Genomic DNA, 16,647 nt, shown 5'->3' with positions numbered 1-16,647 from the left:
GATGAAAAAGCAATTATCCATGCTGGCCATTCTGGTCAGCGCCAGCCTGAACGCCCAGGCGGCACAAAGTCCCTTTTTCACCATTGTCGATGCGTCCGACAAGGGTTACGCCAGCGGGATCAGCGGCGACGGCAACGGGCTCATCGGGATCAACACCAAGAACAACATGGCCGAACACTTCTCGACCGTGCGTTTCGCCGACTTCCTGGTTGACCGCTTCCGCTTCGAGCAGGGTTGCATGCTCTCCAACTCGGTCTGCAACTCCTTCTGGAACGACAACAGCAACTTCGCCTACCAGTGGCGTCGTGACTTCCTCGACGGTGTCGATCAGCGCAACAACGTAGGCTATGTGCAGTTGGGCGAGACCGACGGCCTGGTGACCGCGCTGGGTGATGTACCCGGCACCCGGGCGGGCTACAAGATGAGTGGCAAGGTGCGTACCGCCTTTGCCGTGGTTGAGGAGGGCAACCCCGTCGAGCTGAAAGATGGCGCCGGTACTCACAGCCTGAGTGTGCCGACCAGCATCAAGAAGCTGGACAACGGCCAGTATCTGGTGACCGGTACCGCTGCCACCGGCAAGAACATCGCCGTCAACTCCGAAACCTACAACTGGTGCTTTGCCGGTAACGACGGCCAGTACGGTGACTACCGCTACTGCCCGGGCCTCAACACCCAGGCGAGCTTCTGGCTGGTCAACAGTACCGGTACCTTCAACAAGTTGCTGCAGGCCAACGAGTATGCCCGGGGCCGCAACGAAGTGGTGCAGACCGCTTCCGCGCTCGGCGTGGGCAAATTTAACGGCACACTGTATGGGGTAGGGTACTCCTCCACCGGCGAGATCGGCACCAACTACCTGGATGGCCGCAACTTGGCCGCCTACTGGACACTGGATCTGGATGGCAGCAAGGTGGGCACCACCCAGATCATCCCGCTGGCAGAAGGCGAGCCCGGCAAGGATGACGCCAAGCTGCAACACAGCTGGGCCGTGGGGGTCAACGACAACGGTTATGTGGTCGGCAACCAGCTCTATCGTATCAACAAGGGCCAGAACCGCCCGGTGGAGATGTTCGTGTTCAACCTGAACACGCCGACCACCAACGCCGTGGTCTCCCTGCAGGACAAGCCGCTCAGCGGCTCCGGCTCGGAAGCGGCCGCCATCAACAACCACAACATGGTGGTTGGCTGGCGTGATTCCCGCCATCAGACCCAACCCGTGGTCAACGGCACCAACCGCATGCAGGAAGGCTTCCTGCTCAACGCGGCGACCGGCAACAACTGGTACCTGAACGATCTCATCTGTGGTCTGGATGATGCGGGTGCCAAGCAGTGTGCCCAGAACGGTTACTACTATCACATCGCTTATGCCAGCGGCATCAGCGAGAATGGGACTGTGGCCGCGACCGCCTATCGCTACAACAGCGAGAGCGATCTGAACAACCGCACCAACGCTACCGTGGTCAGCGTCAAGCTGGCACCGGTCGTGACCGACTACAAGAACAACGATCCGGCCGGTTATGTGGTCGCCAACGCACCGGTCAACAACCAGACCGGTCAGGATGGTGGCAGCGGTGGTGGCAGCCTGTTCTGGTTGACTCTGCTGGCCCTGCCATTCGCCTGGCTGCGCCGTTTCCAGCGCTAAAAAGTTGTGTCACTAAAAATTAATGCGGTTCAGTGTCTTGTGTCACAATGAGCGGATAGCATGAAATTTTTTGTTTGACCCTGCCAACCCCCTGGGGTAAAGATGAAAGCGACCGATGAAAAATTGGTCGCTTTTTTTGTTCCACGGAAGAGGGTCGTAGATGATGAAGAGACAAAAACGGGACCGTCTGGAAAGAGCTCGTGCTCGTGGTTATCAGGCTGGCGTGGTCGGCAAACAGAAAGAAGCGTGTCCGTATCAATGCCTGGATGCACGTGGGCACTGGCTTGGTGGTTGGCGTGATGCCATGGAAGGGCGGGGCTCAGGCCTCTTCATGAAGTAGTCGGTACTTCATCACACATTGCAAAAAGGAAAGGGGCCATGGCGGCCCCTTTACGTTGTGTGGTCTGACCAGGTGGTCAGTCAGCTCATCAGAATGCGGTGGTGTCCTTGAACAGGCCCACTTTCAGGTCGGTGGCGCTGTAGATGGGGCGACCATCCACTTCCACCACGCCATCGGCAATTCCCATCACCAACTTGCGATTGATGACGCGCTTGAAGGTGATCTTGTAGGTTACTTTCTTGGCAGTCGGCAGGATCTGACCGGTGAATTTCACCTCGCCAACCCCCAGTGCACGGCCTTTGCCGGGGCCGCCTTTCCAGCCGAGGAAGAAACCAACCAGCTGCCACATGGCATCCAGACCGAGACAGCCAGGCATGACGGGGTCACCCGGGAAGTGGCAATCGAAGAACCAGAGATCCGGTGTGATATCGAGTTCTGCCAGGATCTCGCCTTTACCGTGCTCACCACCATGGTCATTGATCTTGACGATGCGATCCATCATCAACATGTTGGGGGCGGGCAGCTGGCTGTTGCCCTCACCAAACAGCTCGCCACGGCTGCAGGCGAGCAGCTCTTCACGGGTAAACGAGTCTTTGCCTTGTTCACACAGGGAAAGGCGGGCATCAATGGTGGAATTGTCTACGGTCACGCTGGTTATCCTTAAAATTGGTCAAAGCGGGGCCAATTTAGCGTACAGATGTTCGCTAAACAACTCCGATCACTTCGTTTATACCCCGAACAGCCTGCCAAACAGGCGGCGCAGCACGCCCCCCTTGACGGCCTCGGTGCCGTTGAGCTCATCCAGGCGCTGCTGGATGCGGCCAAACAGGGTATCCGGCATGTCCGGCTCACCTGCAACACAACCAGTCAGCAGCTCGATGGCCTCTTCCACATGATCCACCGGGTGGATATGGAACTGGCCGGCCTCTACTGCCGCGATCACTTCATCAGAGAGGTTGAGCTGCTGGGCGTTGGTACCGGGCAGCAGGATCCCCTGTTTGCCGGTGAGGCCGTGGATCTTGCACACCCGGAAGAAGCCCTCGATCTTCTCGTTGACGCCGCCGACGGCCTGCACGTTGCCAAACTGGTCGACCGCGCCGGTAACCGCAAAGTGCTGGTAGATAGGCTGGCGGGCGAGGGCGGAGAGCAGGGCGCACAGACCGGTCAGAGACGCGCTGTCACCATCGATTTCATGGTAGGACTGTTCGAACACCAGGTTGGCCGACAGCGGGGAGGGATTCTCGGCACCAAATTTGTTGGAGAGATAACCGTGAATGATCATCATCGCCTTGGCGTGGATATGACCTGCCAGCTCCGCCTTGCGCTCGATGTCCGCCACATCACCATCCCCCAGATGCACGGTGGCGGTGAGGCGCACCGGCTCGCCGAAATCATAGGGGTGCCCTGAGACCTGAATGACGGAGAGACCGTTGATCTGACCCACTTCCTCACCATCGGTCTGCAGCAGGATCTGGCCGTCGATGACCCCCTGATCGGACTGCTCGACCAGGTAGTTGAGCCGATAATCCTGCTCTTCCAGTGCTCCGCGGATGTGCTCGTCGGTGACGACGTCCGCTTCCAGCTCACGTGCCAGGCTGTCGGCCATGCGCATGATGGCTGAGAGCTGCACCTCGGAGAGCGAGAGCCACTCCTGATGATCACAGAGCCGGCTGGCATGGCGGCAGAGGGCGGCGAGGGCGGCCGGCGTGAAGTCCAGCAGGTTCCAGCGCTCGCGCAGCCAGGCCAGATATTGCAGATAGTCAGGCAGCTCCTCTTCGATGTTCACCTCGGAGACCAAGTCCGCGCGCAGGAAGATGCGCTCCGACATGTCTCTGTCCAGCATCTGGAACTCGGCCACATCGAGCCGGTCACCGACCAGGATCAGCTTGAGCTTGATGGGGGTGGCTTCCGGCGTAAAGAAGGGGGTGAGGGTCTTGCCTTCCTGATAGGCGTTCCAGTCCAGCTCGCCTTTTTGCATCGCGTTCTTGAGCTTGAACCAGAGATGGGGCTGATCCAGCAACTCATCCAGCTGCAGGATCAGGTAGCCACCGTTGGCCTGACGCAGCAGACCAGGTTCCAGCAGGTGCTGGTTGGCATAGACGGAACCTTGCTCGGTCTGGTAGTTGATGGAGCCGAACAGGGTGTCCCAGTTGAGATCGCGGCCATACACCACGGGGGCTTCCTGCTCCTCATGATGGATCAGCAGGTTGATGAGGACCGGGTGCTGAAATTCGAGCCCCTGTGCCACATGGGCGGCCAGATCGGAGAGGAAGTCATCGATCTTTGGATCATTGTTCTGCTTGCGCATGATGCGGGTGACCAGACGCTCGGCATCCAGATGGTGGCTCATCAGCTTGAGCAGTTCACCGACCATTTCACAAAACTCGATGCCGGTACCGGGTTGCAGGCGCAGCCAGATGGGTTTGAACGGATTGTTCAGGTTTTCGGTGTAGCAGAGATCGAACAGGTCGCCATCCTTGCCATTAGAGGCGGCGATCAGCGTCTGGCAGACATCTTCATAGTCGACCCCGGGGAAACCGTTGAGCAGCATGACCGGGCAGTCGCCATCAAAACTGGCAAGACGCTTGATGCCGGAGATGGCCCTGGGTTGCAGCGCGGCAAACGGAATGGGTTCGAGCTCGCTGAGGGCAGGAAACTGTTCAATCGCAAAAGCAGGTTTTAATTGTTCTGATGTTAATTCAGCCACTTAAGACATCCGGTCGGAGATAGGATCAATTGTTGCCATTATACACAGTTCAATAAGTGGTAACAGGAAACAAGATATTTCATTTAACATAATATACATTATGCGCGGTTTTGAATGTGGAGCAATTGAGTGTTCTGGATTGGTTCAACAACACTGGGTTGGTTTGCCAAGAACGAATCTTTCCTTTTCTGTTATCTCTCACTGTTTAACTTAATCATGTAACCGATCCAGTGGTTTGTGATTGGCACTCTCGTGACGTTCGCTGTTGCCGGTGTGCAGGTATTTGGAGGTGGTATCGATGCTGTCGTGGCCGGCATCGGCCTGCACATGGGACAAGGGCCGGCCGTTGAGGTTGATGTCGTGAGTGATGCCGGTATGGCGAATGGAGTGCGGTGTCAGGTTGCGCATCTCGGCGCCATCCTGGGCAAAGCCATCCTGTTCCGCCAGCGTGGCAGCCGCCTGAATCACGGCCATCACCAGCTCGCGCAGCTGACGGATGCCGAGGTTGGCATTGAGTTCACCTTGTTCACGGCCGTGGGCTGCGGCCTTGTGGCGCACAAACAGTGGCGTCTGTTCATCGGGTACCGGCAGTGGCGAGAGACCGAGAAAGGTCCGGTAGCGTTTGAGGGCCTCCAGCAAGGCATGGGAGACCGCCACGGTGCGGCGCTTGCCACCCTTGCTGCGGGGAATGTAATAGCCCCAGACGCCGGTTTTCCCATCGCGGCGAAACTGCCCCATGACGGGGGTAAAACCTGGCCTTGCCGCCACCTCGGAGATGCGCAGGTAGCAGGCATACATCAGGCTGATCAGAAAGCGGCTGCGCTCGTGCTGCTCCGGTGACTCGGTGGCCAGCCGATCGGCCGCCTGCATCACATAGGACCATTGCAGCTCGCTGAAGGCCTGGCCCTGGTCATCCGGCTCCTGCTGGACGCAGCGCTTCACCCGTTGCAGCAGAAGCGCCGGGTTGCGGTCCATGTACTCTTCCTGGATCAAAAACTGGAAAAAGGCAGACAGAATGGCGAGCTTGGTCTTCATGGCCTGTTCACTGAGGCGGTACGGCAGTTCACGGCCCAGCTCCCGTTTGCCAAGAAAGGGTCGCCACTGGGGATTGGGCAGACGCTCTCCCCACTCCTTGTCGAGCACGAACTGCGCCACGTTGCGATAGGCAATCAGGGCCGCTGGCGGCGACTGACAGTAGTCGAGGTAGCGCATCATGATGCGCCGGGTCAGATCCTTTGGGCTGATGCGCATCTCGCTGAAGCACCAGTGCAAGAACGTGGTCAGCTCACTGCGATAGGTCTTGTAGTTGTTCTCGTTGTTGCGCTGCTCCAGCAGCCAGTCGACGGCGAGCTCGTAGACGATCCCGGCATCGGGTACGTCGGTGAGGCTGAGGTTGGCCAGGTACTGATTGACCTGGGGGTTGCCCGCCTCCAGGTATGCTAAGCCATCGAACAGCGGCATGGCGGGTGGAAGTATGGTTGTGGTCATGGTCTTGCTTGAAATGGTTCTGGCTTGCGGCCTGCTCAAGGGTAATGCCGATAAATGGGGTTATCGGCATCATCGGTGGTGGGGACATTGTCAGGAAACATGGATGCAGTCGCCACGTTGAATCACTGCGAACACATTCTTATCCCATTCAATGAATATGCACTCTTGTCAGAAAATTCTCGGGGTAAATAGTCTGAAAATTGACTGTTAATTCTTTATTTTTGAATAAGAAAGTGTTTGGCCGTGACGGCTCGCCCCTTTTCCCTGTCCTTCCTCACCCTGTTATCCAGACGCCTTGCTACGCAACCCGCTTGAGTGACTTGCCTTTGGGTTCGGTTGCTTCACTCTGGGTTTCCTGGCTCTCTGCCTTGTTGCTCCCCTGCCCCTTTCCACCGCGCAATACGCTCTGCAGTGCGTCCCGCTGTTCGGCCAGATAGAAGGCCAGGCTCTCCTGCTGTTCCAGCTCGAGTGCAATGGGAGCCGCGGCCAGCAGCGTCATCAACTCATCGGCAGTGTCCAGCAGCTTGTCATAGGCGTCAGCCTCTTTCTTGCTGGTAAAGGTCATCTTCTCCACTCCCCCACGAACCACAACATATTTGATCTCAACGGCCATAGTGGCGTCCTCCTTCTGATGGTGAATACAAGTATATGTATGGATATACAGTATTGCAAATAGCCACAGGCAGGTAGGCTTGAGCCGAGACTGACCGATAGCGGGTTGGCCGTCACATTGATGAAAGTGTCATTTGACTTCCACGCCAAACTGGTCGGATGATTGGGCCATGACGATAACAAAGCAATTACTGATCCTGCTGCTGGTTGAGGTGACGCTCCTTGGGAGCATCGCCCACCTTGCCATCGGCCTCTCTTGGGCGCCCTCCATCTTGTTTGTGGTGGTGGCCCTGTTGGGGTTGCGCACCCTGGTGGTATTGCTGACCTGGGGCTTTTCCCGTTTCTATCCTGTGCCTGCCATCGGCTGGCGAGCCTGGCTGCCCATGGTGGGGCGCGAGATAGCGGCCTACCTGCTGACCTTCACCTGGCTGCTGCCGTTCGAGCGCTGGCTGATGCCGCCTGACAAGTTGACCCCTTCTCCCCTGCCCCTGCTGCTGATCCACGGTTATGGCTGCAGTCGCGGCATCTGGCGGGTGCAGCGGGCACGGTTGGAGGCCGCCGGTCACACGGTGGCAACCGTCACCCTGACTCCTCCCTTTGGCCATCTCGACGACATGGTGCCGCTGTTGGCCAGGCGTATCGACGAGGTGTTGGTCGCCACCGGCGCATCGCAGCTGGTACTGATCGGTCACAGTATGGGCGGACTGGTGTGCCGCGACTATCTGGCGGTGACGGGGGGTGACAAGGTGGCGCAGCTCATCACCCTGGCCACCCCTCATCAGGGCAGCCAGCTCGCCACCCTGGGACTCGGCGACAATGCCCGCGAGATGGAGCCAGGCTCCGGCTGGTTGCAGCGCTTTGCCGCCGTGCCGCTTTGCGTACCAGGCGTTTCGGTGCGTACCAGCCACGACAACTTCGTGCTGCCCCAGTCCCGCCAGCGTCTCGATGGCATGGAGGACGTGGAGCTTGCCGCCCTTGGCCACCTCTCCTTGCTCTACTCCCGTCGCACCACGGCCCTGCTGCTGACCCTGCTCTCCCGCCCGCAACCGCAAATGAAAAGGGCCTGATTGCTCAGGCCCTTTCCGTTTTTGCTACATCAACTCGTTGTGGTCACCACTAGAAGTGGATCCCCTTGATCAGGGTGGAGACCGCCATCTGATCCGCCGAGGCCTTGGACTCGTTGCCCTCCTTGGGGTCGGAGAAGGTGCGGAAGCTGGTGTTCATGATCACCTGGGCCACCCGCGGTGCCAGGGCATGGATCACCTGGCCGAACACCCCGAGCCGGGTGGCGAGGCGCACGTGCTTGTTGATGATGGTGTCGCACACCAGATCGGCGGCCTCTTCCGGCGTCATCATGGGCACCTGTTCATATACCTTGGTGGGCGCCACCATGGGAGTTTTCACCAGCGGCATGTTGATGATGGAGAAGTTGACCCCCTTGTCGGCAAACTCGGAGGCCGCGGTACGCACCCAGGCATCCAGCGCCGACTTGGAGGCGACGTAGGCGGAGAAGCGCGGCGCATTGGTCAGCACCCCGATGGAGGAGATGTTGATGATGTGCCCCTTCTTCTTCTCGATCATGGTGGGCAGTACCCCCATGATCACCTTGAGGGTGCCGAAGTAGTTGAGCTGCATGGTGCGCTCCAGATCGTGGAAACGGTCGAAGGAGTCCTCGATGGCGCGGCGGATGGAGCGACCGGCGTTGTTGACCAGGATATCCACGCCGCCATGCTCGGCCACGATCTGGCGGGTGATCGCCTCCCCTTGGGCGAGATCGGCCAGATCCCCCTGATAGACCTGCAGGGTCAATCCCAGCTCGGCAAACTCGGCCTGGGTTTCGGCAATCTTGTGCTCATCCCGGGCGATGGTCAGCACCTTGGCGCCCGCCTCTGCCAGTTTCTTCGCGGTGGCCTTGCCTATGCCGGAAGTGGCTCCGGTGACCAGCACTACCTTGCCCTCGACCCGGCCGCGCAGGGTGCGGTCGATGAACAGGTCCGGGTCGAGGTGACGCTCCCAGTAGTCCCACAGGCGCCAGGCATAGCTGTGCAGCGGCGGCACTTCGATGCCGGTCCCCTTCAGCACCCGCTGGGCCTCCCGGTTGTCAAAACGGGTCGGATAGTTGATGAGCCGAAAGATGTCCTTGGGCAGGCCGAGATCGGCGATGGCCGCATCGCGAATGCGTCGCACCGGGGTCAGCGCCATCAGCATGGTCATCAGATGGCGGGGAATGAAGCTGAACAGGGCGGCATTGATGCGAATGGCCGGTTCGGGGGCATGGGCCGCCCGGGAGAAAGTGCTCAACATGTCGCCGACCCGCATGGGGTGAGAGTCGGTCAGGTGGAACGCCTTGTTGTCCTCCCCCTCCAGGTGGGCGATGTGATCGATGGCATCCACCACGAAGTTGACCGGCACCAGGTTGATGCGTCCCCCCTCGACCCCGATGGCGGGCATCCAGGGCGGCAGCATGCGACGCAGCTTCTGGATGGTCTTGAAGAAGTAATAGGGGCCGTCCACCTTGTCCATCTCGCCGGTATTGGCGTCGCCGACCACTATGCCGGGTCGGTAGATGCGCCAGGGGATGGTGCTCTCCTTGCGCACTATCCCTTCGGCCTCGTGCTTGGTCTGGAAATAGGGCATGTCGAGGTGTTCGGCCTCATCGAACATGTCTTCCCGGAACAGGCCGTCAAACAGGCCGGCCACCGCGATGGAGCTGCAATGATGGAAACAGCGCACCTGGAGCCGCTCGGCCAGTAGCAGGGCCTGACGGGTGCCCTCGGCATTGACCTGCTGCTGAATGCCCGCCTTGGCGTTGAGATCATAGATGGCGGCGAGATGCAGAAAATGATCAACCTTGCCGATGAGGGGCTCCAGTTCGCCGTTGCCGACGCCGAGCAAGGGGTGGGTCATGTCGCCCACCACGGCAATGGCGCGATCCTCACCAACGCCCCAGTAGGCCAGCAGGTAGGGTACCCGCTCGAGATGGGCTGCCCGCATCAGGAAATGCACCCGACTATTTGGACGCTGCAGCAATTTTTTAATCAGCCGGCGGCCGATGAAGCCGCTGCCACCTGTGATGAAATAATCCATGGTATTTATATCCCTTACTGATTGGGCTGTTAGTTGTTGTTAGATATATCACGCTTTTACTGAAAATATTCATTCGAATATCATTCTTCGTGACCCAGTCCAAAATTACCAGGGTTGCCTGTTCCGTTATTAGGTAGAACCCTCTATTTTTTCTCCCTAGACTGAGGATGAAAGTTAAGTAATGCCACAACGAATATACCAAGGTTGTTGTCATTACCATCATCTATATCACGAGTAAGGAGACTGTCATGGCCAAAAAATTGAAAGCACTGGCAAGTTCGGTGACCGACAACCACCTCACTTCCACCATCAAAGAGTCCACCCAGCAGATCTGGCTGGCTGGCCTGGGTGCCTATGCCAAGGCGCAAGAGGAAGGCGGCAAGATCTTTGAAGCCCTGGTTCAGGAAGGGGAAGCCCTGCAAACCCGTACCCGTCAGAGCGCCGATGAAAAGATCGCGGCCATGACCGACAAGACTGCCGGTACCTGGGGCCGTCTGGAGCAGGTATTCGAGGATCGCGTGGCCCGCGCCGTCGCCAGCCTCGGCATCCCGACCCGCAAGGACATCGACAAGCTCTCCAAGCGGATGGCTGAACTGACCGAAGTGGTGCAGCAGCTGATCGATGCCCAGGACGACACTGCCCCGGCTGACGAGGCCAAGCCTGCTGCGGCAGCGGCCAAGAAGCCGGTTGTTGCCAAGAAGCCGCCGGTCAAGAAAGCCGCACCTGCACCCGCCCCCGTCGCCAAGGTGAAGGAAGAGGTCAAGGAGCTGGCAACGGAAGTAGAAAACGTGGCCAAGGAGATCAAGGAGAAGGGTGAAACCGCACTCTTCTGATCCTGACCGGCTTGTTCTGACTGATGATCCACCGGCCCATGCCCTCTGCTGGGCCGGTTTTGCGTGATAAGGGAGGCAAATCATGAGCACGATTGCGGTTGCCCTCGCCGGGGGGGGACCTCTGGGGGGGATCTACGAGATCGGTGCCTGCGCCGCCCTGGCCGACAGCATCAAGGGAGTGCGTTTCGAGCAGGCTGACATCTATGTGGGGGTGAGTTCGGGGGCGGTGATCGCCTCGGCGCTGGCCAACGGCATCTCCCCCGACAAGCTGGTGCGGATCCTGCTGAGCGACGACAGTGGCGAGTTCTTCGACCCCTCTACCCTGCTGCGCCCCGCCTTCGGGGAGTATTTTGAGCGGCTCACCTCGCTGCCGCCCCTGGCGCTGGCGTGTCTGGCCGACTACCTCTCCTCCCCCTGGAACAAGAGCCTGCTCGGCTCGCTGCAGGGGCTGTCCAAGGCGATCCCCACCGGCATGTTCGACAGCCGCGGGGTGGATCGGATCCTGACCCAGTTCTTCTCGCGCCCCGGTCGCAGCAACGATTTTCGCGAGCTGGCCAGCCGGCTGTTCGTCATCGCCACCGAACTCGACACCGGTCGGGCGGTGGCCTTCGGCAGCCCGGGGCTCGACCAGGTGCCCATCTCCGCCGCGGTGCAGGCCTCTGCCGCCTTGCCCGGCCTGTTCCCGCCCTCCCTCATCGATGGCCGTTACTACGTGGACGGCGCGCTCATTAAGACGCTGCACGCCTCGGTGGCGCTGCAGGAGGGGGCCGATCTGGTGTTCTGCATCAACCCGCTGGTGCCCTTTGATGCTGGCCTGGCCAGCGAGCGCCCCGCCAAGCTGGTGGATAGCGGCCTGCCGTTGGTGCTGGCCCAGACGTTTCGCGCCATCATCCACTCGCGCATGCACGTGGGGATGGATCGCTACAAACACCAGTACCCAGAGGCGGATGCCCTGCTGTTCGAGCCCTCCCCGGCCGATGGCGAGATGTTTTTCACCAATGTGTTCAGTTATCGGGACCGGCGCCACCTGTGCGAGCACGCCTTCCAGCATACCCGCCGGGATCTGTGGCAGCGGCGGGCCGAGCTTGGTCCCATCCTCGCCAGACACGGGCTGGCGTTGGATCTTGACGCGCTGGCCGATGAGCAGCGCTCCCTGCTGACCCCGGGCATCGGTGCGGTGGCGGCGCTGGATGCCTCACTGACCCAGTTGCAGCACTGGCTGACCCGTCGCTATGGCGACAAGGGCCGGCGTCAACCGAAGGAGTAGCATGGATCGCAAACCCAAGCGGCGTACCAGGGATCGCATCTTGGCCACCGCCCTCGCCCAGTTCAACCTGCTGGGCGAGCCGACCGTCACCACCACCGCCATCGCGGCCGAGCTGGAGATGAGCCCGGGCAACCTCTATTACCACTTTCACAACAAGGAGGAGATAGTCAACGCCCTGTTCGGCGAGTTCGAACAGGAGATGGCCCACCTGCTCGACACCATTACCCCGCCGTTGAACGAGGCGGAGGACATCTGGTTCTTCTTGCACCTGATGTTCGAACTCATCTGGAAGTACCGCTTTTTCTATTACGACATCAGCACCCTGATGAACGGCAACCACAAGGTGGAGCAGCGCTTTTCGGCCCTGCTGCGGCGCAAGGAGCTGACCGCCGCCGCCATCTGTCACCACCTCTGGCGCAGCGGTCTGCTAGAAGGCGACGAAGCGCAGGTGACGGCGCTGGCCGCCAATATTGCACTGGTGGGGACCTTCTGGATCTCCTATCAGCGGGCGCTGCATCCGCGGGCCGATGCCGACATCGCCCTCGGCGTTTTTCAGGTGATGGAGCTGGTGGCCCCCAGGCTGCGAGCCGATGCCCGCGCCGCGCTCGATGCCATTGCCAGCCATTATCGTCCCGCCACCGTGGCGGGTTGACCGAACCGTGTTTTTTGATTGTGTTTTTAACAGGGAGAATCATATGACCACTGCACAGCCCAACTTCGATTTCACCCCCTTCCCCTGGCCGGAAGCCACCTATGACTATACCGGGGAGCGCCTTGAGCAGCACTGGGAGCGGCTGCACCAGGGGGATGCCGAGCCCTGGCCCGAAGATGAACAGGTACAGGAAGCCTGGCGCGCCTATCACGCCGGTGATTTCGCCCGGGCCGTCAGCCTCGGGCTGGCCGCCGGCGAGGATGGCCTCAACGTGGCGAACAAGGCGCTGGTGATCCATGCCAGCTACCTGCTGGATGACAAATATGCCAAGCGCGAGGCGTTCGAGCTGGCCGCCAGCAACGCTGCAAAACTGCAAAAACGTCAGCCAGACAATGTCAACGCCTGGTACTTCCACGCCCTGGCGCTGGGTCGCTACAGCCAGGTGATCTCGGTCTCCAAGGCACTCTCCATCGGCATAGGTGACAAGATCAAGAGCAGCCTGGAGAAGGCACTGGCGCTTGAACCTGACCACGGGGAAGCCCATATCGCCTTCGGTGCCTGGCATGCGGAGATCATCGACAAGCTGGGCGCCATGATCGGCGGCATCACCTACGGCGCCAAAAAAGATGAGTCCGAGCGTCACTTCAAGGCGGCGCTGGCCATCATCCCCCACTCAGCCATCGCCCGCATGGAGTACGCCAACGCCATGGTAATGATGCACGGCAAGAGCAAGATGGCGGCGGCCGAGGCACTCTACGGCGAGGCTGCAGAGTGCGAGGCGCTGGATGCCATGGAGCGGCTCGATGTGGAAGCCGCCCGTGAGGAGCTGGAGGAGGAGTAATTCGCCAGACTCATAAAACAAGAGGCCAACCCCCGGGTTGGCCTCTTGCGTTTGAAGCGCGGCGGATCAGCCGTGCAGCAGCTGATCCAGCATGGCGGGGTCGTAGAGCAGGTCCGGCTCCATCAGTACCAGCAGCAGCAACTGCTCAAACTCCACCGCGAAGCGCTCGACGATGAGATCCGGGTCCGGCACCCGCTTCTTGTCGGTGATCAGGCCCACCTGCACCTTGTTGTCATAGGAGAGGATGGAGACGCCGACCGCGATATCGCCGGCCTGGGGCACCCAGAACAGCGGCTGGCGCAACCTGGCGCCGGCCAGATAGAGGGTCTGCTGCGGGCCAGGTACGTTGGTGATGACGGCGCTGGCCTTGGCGGAGAGGATGTCGATGGCCTGTTGCTGCACCGCCTTGGGGGCCATGCCCATCACTTCCAGCAGGTTGAGCACCACCGCCGGCTGCAGGGAAGATTTGAGCGCCTGCATCCGATCCCGCACCGCATAGAGGCGTTGCAGTGGATGTTCGATGTTGAGGGGCAGATCCAGGGCCACCAGCCCGAAGCGGTTGCCAAGGGCCCCCTTGTCGTCCGGGGCGCGCATGTTGACCGGCACCAGGGCCCGGATGTCGACGTCGGCCTCGTCTCCCTTCTCCAGCAGATAGTGGCGAAAGGCCCCGGCGGTGGCGGCGATCAGCAGGTCGTTGACCGAGCAGCCGAGCACCCGCCCCACCGCCTTCACATCCGGCAGCGGGATCTGTTCTGACCAGGCTACCCGCTTGGTGCAGCCGGTCTCTCCTCTGAGCCGGGTATCGGCATCATCGGAGAGGGTGGCGATGGTGTAGAGCTCGGCGGTCACGTCCCGGCTGGTCTTGAGGTAGTCCATCGCCTTGGTGGGGTGGGTCAGCACCTCGACGTATTTGGACCAGAGGGTGCCGGTCAGCTTGAGGCCGGCCCGCAGCAGGCGACTGCCCTGCTGATCGTGCTCTTCGTCGCCGTCGTCGTTGGCCACTGGCTCGGGCTGCGGTCTGGGAGGGGCAACCGGGCTCTCGTCCATCATGGTGAGCATGGCCCGCACCAGGGAGAAGCCGTCCCCCATGGCGTGATGAAAGCGCACCACCAGCGCCTGGCCGCCGAGGGAGGTGTCTACCAGGTGCATCTCCCAGAGCGGACGCTGGTGGTTGAGGGGGGTGGAGGCAAAGTCGGCCACCAGCCGCTCCAGCTCGGCCTTGCCGGCCTTGCCCGGCAGGATCACCCGCTTGAGATGCAGGTCGAGATCGAAATCGGGGTCGGTACGCCAGTAGTACTCTCCCCCTTCCAGGCAGGCTTTCTGCGCGAAGCGCGGCTGTACCCGTACGGTGTGCAGCAGGCTCTCGCGCAATCTGGTTTCATCCAGCTGACCGTCGAACATCAGCACGCCGACGATCTGCATCAAGTTGTTGGGCCTGTCCATCCGCAGCCAGGCGGTATCGACACAGGAGATGAGTTCACACACAGACATGTATTATCCCTATCGTTTCGCATTATTTGTGCCACATTTCGTTCTGGACGTCGGCGACCAAAACGGAGGCAATAAACAATGTTTTCTTATGTTGGTGAAACTGCACGGCGATTAATTCACGCCAGCCATCCATGACAAAAGCAGAGGCTCTTGTTGCCCCGTAAAATTTAAAAATACGACTTGTGATATGCCGCCTGAATAATAACCTCCAGGTCGGCTGTTTCGTCAAAAGAATATAAATCGCACTATTTCACCATTATTTATTGCGCTGGATCAGTCTTTATTGGATTGGTTATCGCCGCGTGGGACAAGGCAGACGCTGATCGACATATTCGAGGATCTCCTGCTCCAGTACGCTGCGTACCGGTAACAGCATCAGGCCGAGGCGCACTTCCAGCGACAGGGTATCCTCGGTGAGGCAGAGGGAGCCATTGACCCCGGCGCCGCGAAACAGCAAGCGGGTCTCCTCCTCGTCTTCCCACTCGCAGTCGAGCTCGTACTCTTCGCTCATGTCCTGGGCGATGGCTTCGGCAGCGAGCCGAGCACCGGCGAGGCCGAGCGGGTGTTGACGGCTGACCTGGATGGTCGACAGGCTGCTGCCGGCAAGGGGATCGTATAGAAACATGCTAACTCTCTGAGCGGTGACGACATTTACTGATATTAAACACATGAATCAAACAAGTGAAAGTGATTTGCAACATATTTGGGACTCACTTAACAAAGGCTGTCGAGTAAAAGCTCCATCGATTCCGCCTGGGTTGCCGCCGCGTTACACTAGTCTGGCGGCTCGTGACGAGTGACTCCCGCCCCTCACCGGCCGCCCGTTTTATCCGTCACAGGCCATGGGATACACCAGAGAACACAGGTCAAGAGAGCAGCAGATGACCCAAGAGAAACAACCATCCGATGACCACCACATGGATGAAGAGAGCACCCTGGGGCGACTCTACCGTCAGCTCAACCAGGTGGCCGCCTTGCGCGAGCAGATGCGCACCCACCCGCAGGATCAGCAAGACAGGGATGCATTGCGCCAATGGCAGGCCGATCGGCTGGGGCGCACTCACCGCGATCTGCTGGAGAGCAAGCGCTACGGCCCGGCTGCGCAGTTTTTCCTGACCGACCTCTACGGGCCGGGGGATTGTGCCCGCCGCGATGCGGACGTGATGCGGGTGATGCCGACCGCCGAGCGGCTGTTACCGGAATCCGGCCTCAAGGTGCTGGCGCAGGCCATTGAACTCGATGCCCTCTCCGAGGAGCTCGACTACCTGATGGTGGTGGCGCTGCGTCGCGGCGGCAGCATGGCGCGCCTAAACGCCAAGGCCTATGCCCTCGCCTATCAGGAGGTGGGTGAAGAAGCGCGTCGCCGTCATCAGTTGCTACTGGTCAACGAGCTGGGGATGACCCTGGACCGGCTGGCCAGAAAGCCGCTGCTCGGAGCAACCTTGAAGCTGATATCGGGGCCGGCCCATCTGGCGGGGTTGGGCGAGCTCTTCTCCTTTGTCGAGCGGGGTTACCGGGTGTGTCACCACATGGGGCGGGCCAGCGAGTTTCTCGAGACCATCGCCAGCCGCGAGACGGCGATCATGCAGGCATTGCTGGCTGGCGATGACACAGTGCTGGATTGACCTTGGGAGTCATGCAGGCACACATGCCGTAAAACATGACAAAGCGGGCCGAGTGGCCCGCTTTT

The 16,647-nt window shown here is 60.1% G+C and carries 15 protein-coding genes; 8 read left to right on the top strand and 7 right to left on the bottom strand.

Annotation, left to right across the window (positions count from 1 at the left end; genetic code table 11):
* Position 1: 1 nt before the first annotated feature.
* Together I6L33_RS15695 and rmf are read left to right on the top strand one after the other, a co-directional pair.
* Positions 2-1,639: a DUF3466 family protein gene (locus tag I6L33_RS15695; protein ID WP_017788056.1), complete on the top strand. Its 1,638-nt coding sequence runs from the start codon at positions 2-4 to the stop codon at positions 1,637-1,639.
* A gap of 163 nt (positions 1,640-1,802) precedes the next feature.
* A complete protein-coding gene (gene rmf / locus I6L33_RS15690; RefSeq protein ID WP_010674759.1) occupies positions 1,803-1,979 on the top strand; it encodes a ribosome modulation factor in 177 nt (58 codons plus the stop codon).
* An 88-nt stretch (positions 1,980-2,067) separates the two neighbouring features.
* Here rmf and fabA read toward each other — a convergent pair whose 3' ends face one another.
* From fabA to I6L33_RS15670, 4 genes are all read right to left on the bottom strand, one after another.
* The gene (gene fabA / locus I6L33_RS15685) at positions 2,068-2,628 is read right to left on the bottom strand and encodes a 3-hydroxyacyl-[acyl-carrier-protein] dehydratase FabA (RefSeq protein WP_005300828.1); all 561 of its coding nucleotides are present in this window, start codon (positions 2,626-2,628) and stop codon (positions 2,068-2,070) included.
* Positions 2,629-2,706: 78 nt separating this feature from the next.
* On the bottom strand, positions 2,707-4,686 hold the full coding sequence (locus I6L33_RS15680; protein ID WP_005300832.1) for a Lon protease family protein: 1,980 nt from the start codon (positions 4,684-4,686) through the stop codon (positions 2,707-2,709).
* A 210-nt stretch (positions 4,687-4,896) separates the two neighbouring features.
* The gene (locus tag I6L33_RS15675; protein WP_017779039.1) at positions 4,897-6,174 is read right to left on the bottom strand and encodes a site-specific integrase; all 1,278 of its coding nucleotides are present in this window, start codon (positions 6,172-6,174) and stop codon (positions 4,897-4,899) included.
* Positions 6,175-6,472: 298 nt separating this feature from the next.
* The gene (locus I6L33_RS15670; protein WP_017779038.1) at positions 6,473-6,787 is read right to left on the bottom strand and encodes a YebG family protein; all 315 of its coding nucleotides are present in this window, start codon (positions 6,785-6,787) and stop codon (positions 6,473-6,475) included.
* A gap of 169 nt (positions 6,788-6,956) precedes the next feature.
* On the opposite strand from I6L33_RS15670, the gene I6L33_RS15665 reads away from it, so the two are divergent.
* Positions 6,957-7,853, top strand: coding sequence for a triacylglycerol lipase (locus tag I6L33_RS15665; RefSeq protein WP_216972882.1), 897 nt, complete (start codon positions 6,957-6,959; stop codon positions 7,851-7,853).
* A 49-nt stretch (positions 7,854-7,902) separates the two neighbouring features.
* Here the strand turns inward: I6L33_RS15665 and I6L33_RS15660 are convergent, their stop codons facing one another.
* The gene (locus I6L33_RS15660) at positions 7,903-9,873 is read right to left on the bottom strand and encodes an SDR family oxidoreductase (RefSeq protein WP_216972881.1); all 1,971 of its coding nucleotides are present in this window, start codon (positions 9,871-9,873) and stop codon (positions 7,903-7,905) included.
* Between the two features lie 248 nt (positions 9,874-10,121).
* On the opposite strand from I6L33_RS15660, the gene I6L33_RS15655 reads away from it, so the two are divergent.
* The 4 genes from I6L33_RS15655 (at position 10,122) to I6L33_RS15640 (ending at position 13,466) form a co-directional block, all read left to right on the top strand.
* Positions 10,122-10,706, top strand: a complete 585-nt coding sequence (locus tag I6L33_RS15655; protein WP_206220059.1) for a phasin family protein — start codon at positions 10,122-10,124, stop codon at positions 10,704-10,706.
* 82 nt (positions 10,707-10,788) lie between these two features.
* Positions 10,789-11,973, top strand: a complete 1,185-nt coding sequence (locus I6L33_RS15650; RefSeq protein WP_216972880.1) for a patatin-like phospholipase family protein — start codon at positions 10,789-10,791, stop codon at positions 11,971-11,973.
* 1 nt (position 11,974) lies between these two features.
* Positions 11,975-12,625, top strand: coding sequence for a TetR/AcrR family transcriptional regulator (locus I6L33_RS15645; RefSeq protein WP_095592768.1), 651 nt, complete (start codon positions 11,975-11,977; stop codon positions 12,623-12,625).
* Between the two features lie 43 nt (positions 12,626-12,668).
* On the top strand, positions 12,669-13,466 hold the full coding sequence (locus I6L33_RS15640; RefSeq protein ID WP_216972879.1) for a hypothetical protein: 798 nt from the start codon (positions 12,669-12,671) through the stop codon (positions 13,464-13,466).
* A gap of 66 nt (positions 13,467-13,532) precedes the next feature.
* On the opposite strand, the gene I6L33_RS15635 is transcribed toward I6L33_RS15640, so the two are convergent.
* Positions 13,533-14,957: a wax ester/triacylglycerol synthase family O-acyltransferase gene (locus I6L33_RS15635; RefSeq protein ID WP_010633994.1), complete on the bottom strand. Its 1,425-nt coding sequence runs from the start codon at positions 14,955-14,957 to the stop codon at positions 13,533-13,535.
* Positions 14,958-15,249: 292 nt separating this feature from the next.
* Positions 15,250-15,627 carry a polyhydroxyalkanoic acid system family protein gene (locus tag I6L33_RS15630; RefSeq protein ID WP_201880543.1) on the bottom strand — a complete coding sequence of 126 codons (378 nt, stop codon included), beginning with the start codon at positions 15,625-15,627 and terminating at the stop codon, positions 15,250-15,252.
* Positions 15,628-15,838: 211 nt separating this feature from the next.
* Between I6L33_RS15630 and I6L33_RS15625 the strand changes: the two genes are divergently transcribed.
* Positions 15,839-16,582 (top strand): hypothetical protein, encoded by a 744-nt coding sequence (locus tag I6L33_RS15625; RefSeq protein WP_216972878.1) that lies wholly within the window; start codon positions 15,839-15,841, stop codon positions 16,580-16,582.
* The last annotated feature ends 65 nt before the right edge of the window (positions 16,583-16,647 follow it).

The sequence above is a fragment of the Aeromonas sp. FDAARGOS 1403 genome (assembly GCF_019047325.1).
Classification (GTDB): domain Bacteria; phylum Pseudomonadota; class Gammaproteobacteria; order Enterobacterales; family Aeromonadaceae; genus Aeromonas; species Aeromonas dhakensis.
This window is presented reverse-complemented; position numbering and strand designations above follow the sequence as displayed.